This window comes from Marilutibacter maris (genome assembly GCF_006546735.2).
In the GTDB taxonomy this organism is placed as follows: Bacteria; Pseudomonadota; Gammaproteobacteria; order Xanthomonadales; family Xanthomonadaceae; genus Marilutibacter; species Marilutibacter maris.
On record NZ_VICD02000199.1, the window covers coordinates 1 to 10,007 of the forward strand.

General features: G+C 68.9%; 9 protein-coding genes and 1 tRNA gene. 3 read left to right on the forward strand and 7 right to left on the reverse strand.

Going from position 1 to position 10,007, the window contains the following annotated elements:
• Positions 1-320 precede the first annotated feature (320 nt).
• Both FKV24_RS11380 and FKV24_RS11385 read left to right on the forward strand, forming a co-directional pair.
• Positions 321-1,529 carry a zinc-dependent metalloprotease gene (locus tag FKV24_RS11380; RefSeq protein WP_141482470.1) on the forward strand — a complete coding sequence of 403 codons (1,209 nt, stop codon included), beginning with the start codon at positions 321-323 and terminating at the stop codon, positions 1,527-1,529.
• 238 nt (positions 1,530-1,767) lie between these two features.
• Positions 1,768-2,688, forward strand: a complete 921-nt coding sequence (locus FKV24_RS11385) for a branched-chain amino acid transaminase (RefSeq protein ID WP_141482471.1) — start codon at positions 1,768-1,770, stop codon at positions 2,686-2,688.
• Positions 2,689-2,940: 252 nt separating this feature from the next.
• Here FKV24_RS11385 and FKV24_RS11390 read toward each other — a convergent pair whose 3' ends face one another.
• The 7 genes from FKV24_RS11390 to FKV24_RS11420 form a co-directional block, all read right to left on the reverse strand.
• Complete coding sequence (locus tag FKV24_RS11390; protein ID WP_223250156.1) at positions 2,941-4,275, reverse strand: sensor histidine kinase; 1,335 nt, start codon at positions 4,273-4,275, stop codon at positions 2,941-2,943.
• The gene (locus FKV24_RS11395) at positions 4,262-4,945 is read right to left on the reverse strand and encodes a response regulator transcription factor (RefSeq protein ID WP_111268163.1); all 684 of its coding nucleotides are present in this window, start codon (positions 4,943-4,945) and stop codon (positions 4,262-4,264) included. The genes FKV24_RS11390 and FKV24_RS11395 overlap by 14 nt, the downstream gene beginning before the upstream one ends.
• 431 nt (positions 4,946-5,376) lie before the next feature.
• Entirely contained in the window at positions 5,377-5,877 is a 501-nt protein-coding gene (locus FKV24_RS11400; RefSeq protein WP_141482472.1) for a hypothetical protein, read from the reverse strand.
• A 138-nt stretch (positions 5,878-6,015) separates the two neighbouring features.
• On the reverse strand, positions 6,016-6,927 hold the full coding sequence (rimK, locus tag FKV24_RS11405; protein ID WP_111267348.1) for a 30S ribosomal protein S6--L-glutamate ligase: 912 nt from the start codon (positions 6,925-6,927) through the stop codon (positions 6,016-6,018).
• Positions 6,928-6,937: 10 nt separating this feature from the next.
• Positions 6,938-7,450: an ATP-dependent zinc protease family protein gene (locus tag FKV24_RS11410; protein ID WP_249040997.1), complete on the reverse strand. Its 513-nt coding sequence runs from the start codon at positions 7,448-7,450 to the stop codon at positions 6,938-6,940.
• Positions 7,451-7,558: 108 nt separating this feature from the next.
• Positions 7,559-7,632: transfer RNA gene (locus FKV24_RS11415), tRNA-Gly, on the reverse strand.
• A 79-nt stretch (positions 7,633-7,711) separates the two neighbouring features.
• A complete protein-coding gene (locus tag FKV24_RS11420; protein ID WP_141482473.1) occupies positions 7,712-9,544 on the reverse strand; it encodes an autotransporter domain-containing protein in 1,833 nt (610 codons plus the stop codon).
• A gap of 297 nt (positions 9,545-9,841) precedes the next feature.
• On the opposite strand from FKV24_RS11420, the gene thiS reads away from it, so the two are divergent.
• The coding region (thiS, locus tag FKV24_RS11425) for a sulfur carrier protein ThiS (RefSeq protein WP_141482474.1) at positions 9,842-10,007 on the forward strand (166 nt) is incomplete at its 3' end.

Below are 10,007 nucleotides of genomic sequence, written 5' to 3' on the forward strand. Positions count from 1 at the left end.
CCGCCGAACCACCGCCCGCCAGCGCCGTCGCCGCCGCGCCGCCGCGACGCCCGGTGGCGCTGCGGGTCGAGCAGACCCTGTCCAACGGCAGCACGCCCTCGAGCACGGTGTTCGGCCTGACCCGCCACTTCGGCTGCTGGTGGATCCGCGACTGATCGTCACTTCTGTTGATGGCCGATGTTGCAAAGAAACGTGCCAGATTGAGCAAAACGCCGAATAGTGAGCCCCGGCCGCGAGGGGGAGCGGTCGTTACCGGCCGTCTTTGCCGGCCATTTCCTTTTGGGTGTTTTTTATAGGGGCTTACTCACATGCAGAAGTTGATGCTTCCCTTCGCCGTCGGTGTCGCCGGCCTGCTCGCCGCCGGTGGCGCGGTGGCCGGAAAACCGCTGTTCGCCGACCATGCCGGCAAGGCCGATCCGCGCAACGAACGCGCACTGGAAACCCTGCTTTCCAACCCGAGCACCCGCGGTGTCAGGATCGTCGACGTCGACGCCAGTGCCAGCGATGGCGACGCCATCGAGGTGATGCTGGGCAACCGTCCGTTCGAACTCCAGCGCGACCACACCCGCTTCACCGACCGCGGCAGCCAGGTCTGGGTCGGCCACGTCGCCGGCACCCGTGGCGGCCCGCTCAACGAGGCGGTCCTGGTCAACCGCGACGACCGCATCACCGGCAACATCCGCATCGACGGCCAGCTGTACCGGATCCGTCCGCTGCCGGACGGTTCCACCGCGGTGATCGAGGTCGACGAATCGCGGATGCCGGCCGATCACGAGGTCGAGCCCTATGAGCAGCTGTTGTCGCGTGCCGACCGCCAGCGCACCGCCACCGCCGGCACCACCGAGACCGCCAGCGCGCTGGCCGGCAGCCAGACGATCCGGGTCATGGTCGTGGCGACCGACGAGGCGGTCAGCAGCTACGGCGGCGACATGGAAGCGCTGATCGAACTGGCGGTGGCCGAGACCAACCAGGGCTATGCCAACAGCAACGTCGACATCAGCCTTGAGCTGGCCAGCTACTCGACCACCAGCTACAGCGAGAGCGGCAGCTTCAGCACCGATCTGGCCCGCTTCCGCGGCACCGGCGACGGTTACATGGACGATATCCATGCCCTGCGCGATGCCAGCAATGCCGACGTCGGCATGATCGTGCTGGACAACAGCGGCTCCTGCGGCCTCGCCTCGGGCATCGGCTCGAACGCCAGCACCGCGTTCGCCTCGGTGTACTGGGACTGCGCGACCGGCTACTACAGCTTCGGGCACGAGATCGGCCATCTGCAGTCGGCCCGCCACGACCCGGCCAACGACCGCAGCACCACCCCGTACGCCTATGGCCACGGCTACCAGGATCCGAACCGCAAGTGGCGCACGATCATGGCCTACAACTGCCGCGGCAAGGGCTGCCCGCGCCTGAACTACTGGTCGAACCCGGCGGTGAACTACAACGGCGCGCCGATGGGCACCACCAGCACCAGCCACAACCAGCGGGTGCTGGAGGAAACCAGGGTCAGCGTCGGCGGCTTCCGCTAAGCACGCGTTCGCCCGAGTACTGGCGAAAGGAAGCTTCGGCCTGGCCGGAGGTTCCGCTCCCCGACACCGGCCGTGCGGGCAGCCCCGTGCGGCCGGTGTCGGCATCGGCATCCGGCTCCGGGCCGGCGATCGCGGCCACCTCGATCGGGTCACCCGGCCATCCGCCTTCACCGATCCCGCCACGGACTTGGGGGCACGCGCGCGGCACGGCAGAATGGGGGACTTTTCCCCTTCTCGGATGCCCGCAATGCAGTACCCCGACTGGATCTGGCACAACGGCGAAATCAAGCGCTGGCAGGACGCGACCACCCACATCATGGCCCACGGCCTGCATTACGGCTCCTCGGTGTTCGAGGGCATCCGCTGCTACGAGACCCCCAACGGCCCGGCGATCTTCCGCCTGGCCGACCACAACAAGCGCCTGTACGCATCGGCCCGGATCTACGACATGGCGTTGCCGTACGACCTGGACACCCTCAACGCGGCCTGCCGCGAGGTGATCCGGCGCAACGAGCTGACCCGCGCCTACCTGCGTCCGTTCGCCTGGCGCGGCCTGGGCGGCTTCGGCCTGTCGGCCGACACCCCGATCGACATGGCGGTGGCGACCTGGTTCATGGGCCCGTACCTGGGCGAGGAGGCGCTGGACACCGGCATCGACGCCTGCGTGTCGAGCTGGCAACGGTTCGCGCCCAATACCATCCCGGCCGGCGCCAAGGCCGGCGGCAACTACCTGTCCGGCCAGTTGATCGCCCGCGAGGCCCGCCGCCTGGGCTTCGGCGAGGGCATCGCCCTGGCCTCGACCGGCCTGCTCAGCGAAGGCGCCGGCGAGAACCTGTTCCTGGTCTTCGACGGCGCCCTGCACACCACCCCGGTCAGCGCCGCCCTGCTCAACGGCATCACCCGCAACAGCCTGATCACCCTGGCCCGCGACAACGGCATCGAGGTGATCGAGCGCGACCTGCCGCGCGAATACCTGTACCTGTGCGACGAGCTGTTCATGTGCGGCACCGCCGCCGAGATCACCCCGATCCGCTCGGTCGACGGCCGCCAGGTCGGTGCCGGCAAGCCCGGTCCGGTGACCCGCCGCCTGCAGGAGCTGTTCTTCGGACTGTTCGACGGCCGCACCCCGGACCGCCACGGCTGGCTGGAGACGCTGTAGGCACCGGACACCCCTCTTGGCAGGAGCGGCGCGAGCCGCGACCGGGGCTTGCCATGAAAGCTTCATCGCGGCTTACGCCGCTCCTACAAGAACGCGACTGCCGGCCTCGCGGCCCACGGTCTGAGCTGGTGGAGCGGACCGTGAAACCGCCGGGGCACCTCGCCTGCCGTAGGAGCGGTGTCAGCCGCGACCGGCCCTTCCCATGACCGCCGAGCAAGGCTTGTATCGTTCCTGCCACCGCTCCGACGGAGGCTAGCTGGCGCGGAAGCTCAGCGTCGCGACCACGCCCTCGGTCTCGCCCGGGCTGACCCGCACGCTCCACTCGTACAGGTCGCACAACCGCCGCACGATCGACAGGCCGATGCCGCCGCCCTGCGAATGGCCGGCGTGGGTGCCGCGATAGCCGCGCTCGAACAACTTGGCCGCGTCCTCGGCGCTGAGGCCGGGGCCGGAATCGATCACCTCGACCGAGTCCGGCAGCAGGCGCACGATCACCGCGCCGCGCTTGGTGTACTTGACCGCATTGCCGATCAGGTTGCCCAGCGCGACCGAGACCGCCGCCTCCGGCGCATCGATCACCAGTTCCGAATGGCCCTCGATCCGCAGCTCCAGCGGCTTGCCGGCGATCTGCGCGCGATGGGCGTCGAGCATCTGCTCGGCAAGCTTCCCGACGTCGGTGGCGCCATGGCCGCGCTCGTTGCGCGACAGCAGCAGCAGGGCGCTGATCAGATCGGTGCACTGCGCCTCGGCGCGCTGGATCCGCAACAGCCGGTTGCGGGTCTTGTCGTCGACGTCCGGCGCCGACAGCAGCAGTTCGACCGCGCCCTTGATCACCGCCAGCGGCGTGCGCAATTCGTGGCTGACGTCGGCGTTGAACTCGCGGTCGCGCTGGACCACTTCGGTCAGGCGCGCGGAATAGTCGTCCAGCGCCTCGGCGAGCTGGCCGACCTCATCGTCCGGGAAGTGGCTGGCGAGCTGGTCGGGCTGCGAGCTGCTGCCAGACTCCTTCAGCCGCGTCGCCAGCTCCGACACCGGGCTCATCACCCGCGACGCCGACCACCAGCCGACCAGCAGCGACAACAGGGTGAACACCAGCACCGAGCCGTAGATCGCCCGGTTGAACTGCTTCTCGCCGCGGACCGACTGGGTCATGTCGTAGGCGAGGAAGAACCATTCGTTGGGCGTCTTGCGCACCGCCAGCTTGTAGGCGAACGGCGAGCCGTCGGGGTTGGCGCCCGACACGTTGTGGATACCGTCGCCGAGTTCGTACCAGTCGGGTTGCTCGAAGCGCAGGGTCTCGAAGTTTTCCTTCTTGACCACCCGCCCGACCATCTGCTGGAAATCGATGCCGGGGGTCTGCCCGGGCGCGGAGTAATAGCTGTCCGCGTAGGCGTCGATGTTGCTGTTCATCACGTCCTCGACCAACTGGTTCTCGACCCGGGTGCGGGTGTAGTTGGTCGCCCACGCGAACAGCGCGGTCAGCCCGAATCCGAGCAGGACGAAGGCCAGGATGATGCGGCTGCGGAGCTGGCGCCGGAACCGCCGACGGCGGCGCAGGCGCCTGGGTGATGCCTCAATCTCGCTCATCGGGCGGAGCGATGCGGTAGCCGATGCCATGACGGGTCTGGATCAGGGCCACCTCGAACGGCTTGTCGGCGACCGCGCGCAGGCCATGGATGTGCACGCGCAGGCTGTCGGAGTCCGGCAGCTCCTCGCCCCAGACCCGGGTTTCCAGTTCCTGTCGGGTCACCACCGCCGGCGACGCCTCCATCAGCGCCTGCAGGATCTTCAGCGCGGTCGGATTGAGCTGCAGCAGCTTGCCCTGGCGGCGCACCTCCAGGGTATCGAGGTTGTATTCCAGGTCGGCGACGTTGAGCACCCGGGTCTGCACGCCGCGGCCGCGCCGCGCCAACGCGTTGAGGCGGACCTCGACCTCCTGCAGCGCGAACGGCTTGATCAGGTAGTCGTCGGCGCCGGAGTCGAAGCCGGCCAGCTTGTTGTCGAGGCTGTCGCGCGCGGTCAGCATCAGCACCGGGGTCTGCTTGCGCGCTTCGTTGCGCAGCTTGCGGCAGACCTCCAGGCCGTCCATCCCGGGCAGGTTCAGGTCGAGCACGATCGCGTCGAAGTCGTGGACCACGGCCAGGTGCAGCCCGGTGATGCCGTCCGCGGCAAAGTCGACGGTGTGGCCGCGATCCTCCAGGAAGTCGCCCAGGTTGGCGGCGATGTCCTGGTTGTCCTCGATCACAAGTATGCGCATCACGCCTTCCTTCAATGTGGGGTATCGGTGGCAGCGGGCATTGGACCGGACGGTTGTCGTCGGGTTCCGCGCCTGATGTCGACCGCTCAGCACCGATTCTGCCAGAGCCGACCGCCGCCGCGCCGACGCAGGTATCGAATCCGGCCCGGACGCCGACCGGGCAAGAAAAGGCCCAGGGGCGGGATCGCCGCGCCTGGGCCAATAAAACCAAGGGTACTGCCCCGATACCGTAACCCGCTGTATCCAGCCGACTGACTTGGAACCGGCAGAGCTGCGGTCCGGAAAGACTACCCCGGCTGCGATTAAGTCGTCGTTAAAGCCGGGGAGCCATCCGTCATGCCAGCAACAACTTCGGTCAAAATCGGCGATTAAGGCGGCAAATTACGATAAAAACGAATCTCACACTGAAGAGAGAATCATCCTGAAAGAGCTCACAGGTCCCTCAGGACCGATTCCGGCGTCTGGTTGCCCGAGGGCAGCGCTTCGATGCTGGACTCGCGCTGGCGGCGACGCTCGCCGACCGTCATGCACGAGCTGATCATGAACTTGCTACCGGTCCGGCGCTCGCGCTGGCACACCAGTCGGCTGTCCCGCGCGGCCGCGGTGAGGATCTGGTTGACGGTCTCCTGCTGGTTGAACAACTCGACCTGATCGGTCGGCTGCATCAGCATCACCGAGCCGGACGCCTCGATCAGCTGCTGCATCCTGTCCAGCGATGCCTGGACCTGGGCCCGGTCCTCCCGGCCCAGCTCCGAATACTTCTCGCCACCGGCCAGATCCCGTTCGATGACCGCTCGCTGCGAGGCGAACGCGCCGCCATCGCGCAGGTTCATCTGCATGGCCGAAGCGGAACCTGCGACACCCACCAGCGAGACCAGCACCGCCGGCATCAGAAAAGAACCGATCCTGGAACCCCAAAAGCGCGACTTCATCGAAACCTCCCCATCTTGGATGGTATGGCGCCGCCCCCTTGGCAGGCGCTCCCGGTTCGACGCTACTCCAGCCCGGACCGCGGACGACCGCCACGCGAGAAGTCGCCAGAGTCCGCAAACAGCGGGAGAGGATGGGCCTCAGCCCCGTCGCGCGGCCGCGCGCTTGGCCGCGCGACGCTTGTGGCGCTCGGCCGAGTAGCGGACGATCTCGGCGGCGATGTCGACGCCGGTCGCCTCCTCGATGCCTTCCAGCCCCGGCGACGCGTTGACCTCCAGCACCAGCGGGCCGCGCCCGGAACGGATCAGGTCGACACCGGCCACGCCCAGGCCGAGCACGCGCGCGGCGCGGATCGCCACGTCCTGCTCGGTGAGGGTCGCCTTGACCCCGCGCGCGCGTCCGCCACGGTGCAGGTTGGAGCGGAAGTCGCCCTTCGGCGCCTGCCGCTTCATCGCCGCCACCACCTTGCCGCCGACCACGAAGCAGCGCAGGTCCGCGCCCTTGGCCTCGGCGACGAACTCCTGGACCAGGAACTGCGCGTACAGGCCACGCAGGGCCTCGATCACCCCGCGCGAGGCGGACAGCTTCTCGGTCAACATCACCCCCGCGCCCTGGGTGCCCTCGTTGAGCTTGATCACGTGCGGCGGCGGGCCGAGCATCGACAGCAGGTCGTTGGTGTCGTCTGGATTGTCGCCGAACACCGTCGCCGGCAGGCCGATGCCCTGCGCGGCCAGCATCTGGTGGCTGCGCAGCTTGTCGCGCGCGCGCAGGATCGCGTCGGACGGGTTCGGGGTGAAGGTGTCCATCAACTCGAACTGGCGCAGCACCGCGCTGCCGTAACGGGTCACCGACGCCCCGATGCGCGGAATCACCACGTGGTAGCCGCTCATCTCGCGGCCCTTGTAGTGCATCTGGAAACCGTCGGTGGCGATCCGCATGTAGCAGCGCAGCGGATCGAGCACGCGCACGGAATGGCCCTGTTCGCGCGCGGCTTCGGCCAGGCGCCGGGTCGAATACAGCTTGGTATTGCGCGACAGGATCGCGAACTTCATGGCGTCGGCGTCAGGGCGTGGGAGAACGGCGGTGGAGGAGCGGCACGGCGCCCGCGGGCGGCCGGCCATGCAGGAAGGAGCGTGCCGGATCGATCGTGAACGCCGTGGCGATGGCGGTGCGTCCCAGCAACATCGGAAACAGCATGCCGCGCCGGTCCGACAGATTGATTTCAATCTCGCGTTCGATGCCGGCCAGGCGCATCGTGGTGCGCAGGAACACCCGGCGGGTGGTATGGCCGCCGGAATCGGTCACCTCGCGCTCGTCGATCACCGGCGCGGCCGCCTCGACGGTCCCGACGACGGTGTCGCCCCCGGCCTCCTCGCCCGCGCCCGGGGTCAGCGAGAACCCGACCCATGGCGCACCGCCCTCGACGAAGCGCCACTGCCGGTCGACGTGCAGGGCCGAAGTGCGCGCACCGCTGTCGACCTTGGCACGCACCGCCGCCAGGCCGAGCGCCGGCAATGCGACCCACTCGCGCCAACCCAGCACGATGCGCTCCGCCGAAGGCATCACGTTCGACATCGAATCTCCTGCGGACGCTGGACGCCGCCGCCATCCGGGCGCGGCTCGCGGGGCCTGAACGAAAGACGGCGGCCCCGTCCGTCAGGAATCGGGGCCGCCGCCGGCAACTGGAGCGGGTGATGGGAATCGAACCCACGCCATCAGCTTGGGAAGCTGAGGTTCTACCATTGAACTACACCCGCATGCGGCAGAGTCTACGACGCGCATGTGCCGCTAGGCAACGCGTCGCCGGCGCCCGCCGCAACGGGCGCCGGTCGCGGTTCAGAACCCCCGGCCCAGGCTCAGGAACAGCGAGACATTGTCGGCACCCTCGCGGGCGACCATGCCGGACAGGCCGACATCGGCATCCAGGCCGAACACCTGGCTGCGGGCACCGAACATCACCGTGCCGTAGCTGTCGTCGTAACGCAGTCCGGGCACCGCGTAGGGCGCGGCGGCCGGCAGCGACTGCAGGCGCGCGAACGCCTCGTCGTCGCGGTCCTCGAACTCGTGTTCCCAGGCGACCCGCGCGTACGGGCGCAGATGCTCGCCGGCCTGGAACTCGAAGCGCCAGCCGATGCTGCCGATCAGCGAGTCGATGTCCTGTTCGGCGTAGGCCAGCGAGGTCGACAGGCCCGGCTGGTTCTCGGCCAGCTCGTCGATCTCGATGTTCTGCGACAGCAGCGAGACCACCGGGCCGTGACGCAGGCCGCCGTGGACGAACTCGTAGCCGGCATCGACGCCGATGCTCAGGTTGTTGCCGTCGGCCGAACCGTTGTGCGCGCGGGTGACCGCGCCGAGCACGACCTTGCGGTCGAAGTCGTAGTTGGACCAGGTGTAGCCGACCTGGCCGGTCACCCAGGCGCGCTCGCCGCGCCAGCCCAGATAGCCGCCGAGGCTGGCGTCGTCGTAGGAGAACTCGCCGTGCTGACGGCCGAAGTCCAGGGTCTGGCGACCGAAACCGAGGTAGCCACCATAGACCAGCTGGCCGCTGCGCCAGTCGACGCCCGCCATCAGCCCCGGGCCCATGCCCTCGGCATCGACCATCAGGCCGGCATCCTCGTCGTAGCGCTGGTAGTCGCCGCGCAGATCGGCCCAGCCGCGCATGCCGTCGCCCTGCTCGCGGCCGCCCAGCTGGGCGGAGAGGCGCTCGGCGCGATTGCGACCGGTCAGGCTCTGCGCATGCGACATCAGGCTGGCGTGGCGCGGCGCCTCGAGGACCGAGGCCGCGTAGTCGGCGAGAATCCCGTGCGCCTTCGAGGAGGGATGCACGCCGTCGGCGAAGGCATGGGTGTCGGCCGCGTCCGGAGTCACATAGGTGCCCGGGTTGCAGGTCAGCGACTGCGCGGTGATCTGCGGCTGGCAGGCGGTGCCGGTGACGTTGCTGAAGCCGTACGGCGCCGGGTTGGCGACGATCTCCTGCAGCAGGTGGAAGGTATCCATCGGGATCACCCGCAGGCCGGCGCCGGCGAGGCCGCTGAACAACGCATCGTTGTAGGTCATCGACAGCTGGGTGCCGATCGCCGAGGCCTGCGACCCCTGCGCGAGGAAGCCCGGGGTGCTGCCGATGTCGGGCAGGGTCGGCACCAGCACGTAGCGCGCGCCGGCCGCCTGCAGGCTGCCGACCAGGCCGATCTGGGTGGTCACCGCCGCACCGATGGTCTGCTCCGGCGGCGCGCCCGCGGTCACCGCGAAGATGTCGTTGGCGCCGCCCCACACGGTGTACAGGGCGTTCGGATCGGCGCGGCCGCCGGTGCTGGCCAGATAGCTCGACACCTGGGTCGCCAGCGACGGGATCGGTCCCAGCGCGCCGCTGCCATCGGTACCGACGCGGGCGCCGCCGACCGCGTAGTTGGTGCCGCCCTGATTGTCGCTCCAGGCCTCGGCGCCGTAGAAATCGGCCAGGTACTCGGACCAGACCAGGCCCGGATTGGTGGTGAAGCGGCCGAGGATCGCGGCGGACGGCCCCGCCTGTTGGACCAGCGCCGGACGGAAGTGACCGGAGTCGGTCAGGCTGTCGCCGAAGAAGATGGTCTGCGAATAGGTCTGCGCCATCGCCGGCGCGGCGGCCAGCGCCAGTGCGCTGGCAAGCAGGGTGCGTACGGGTGTCTTCATGAGGTTCCCAATTCGGTGGATCAAGCCAAGGTGTGCGGGTCGATCGATACGGCCGCGCCGACGCGATCGCCAGGGGCTGGCGGCGCCGGTCGTCGTATCGGGACGCTGGGCGCGGCCGCGGGCATACGCCTGCGGATGGATACAGCAATACCGCGCAGGCGACCGCGATTCACGCCGCAGTGCGTCATTAATCTGTCATGGATCGCGCCATCCGGCGACCGCCATCGGACCCGTCCGCGCACGGCCGGCGTCCGCCGCCGGCTTCACAGCCGCGACCGGCGGCGGGACAATACCGGCATGGACATCACCCTCAACGGCGAACCGCGCCGCACCGACGCCACCACCATCGCCGCCCTGATCGAGAACGAGGGCCTCGGCCAGCGCCGGGTCGCGGTCGAGGTCAACGGCGAGATCGTGCCGCGCGGCCGCCATGCCGAGCACGCCCTGGCCGACGGCGACCGCG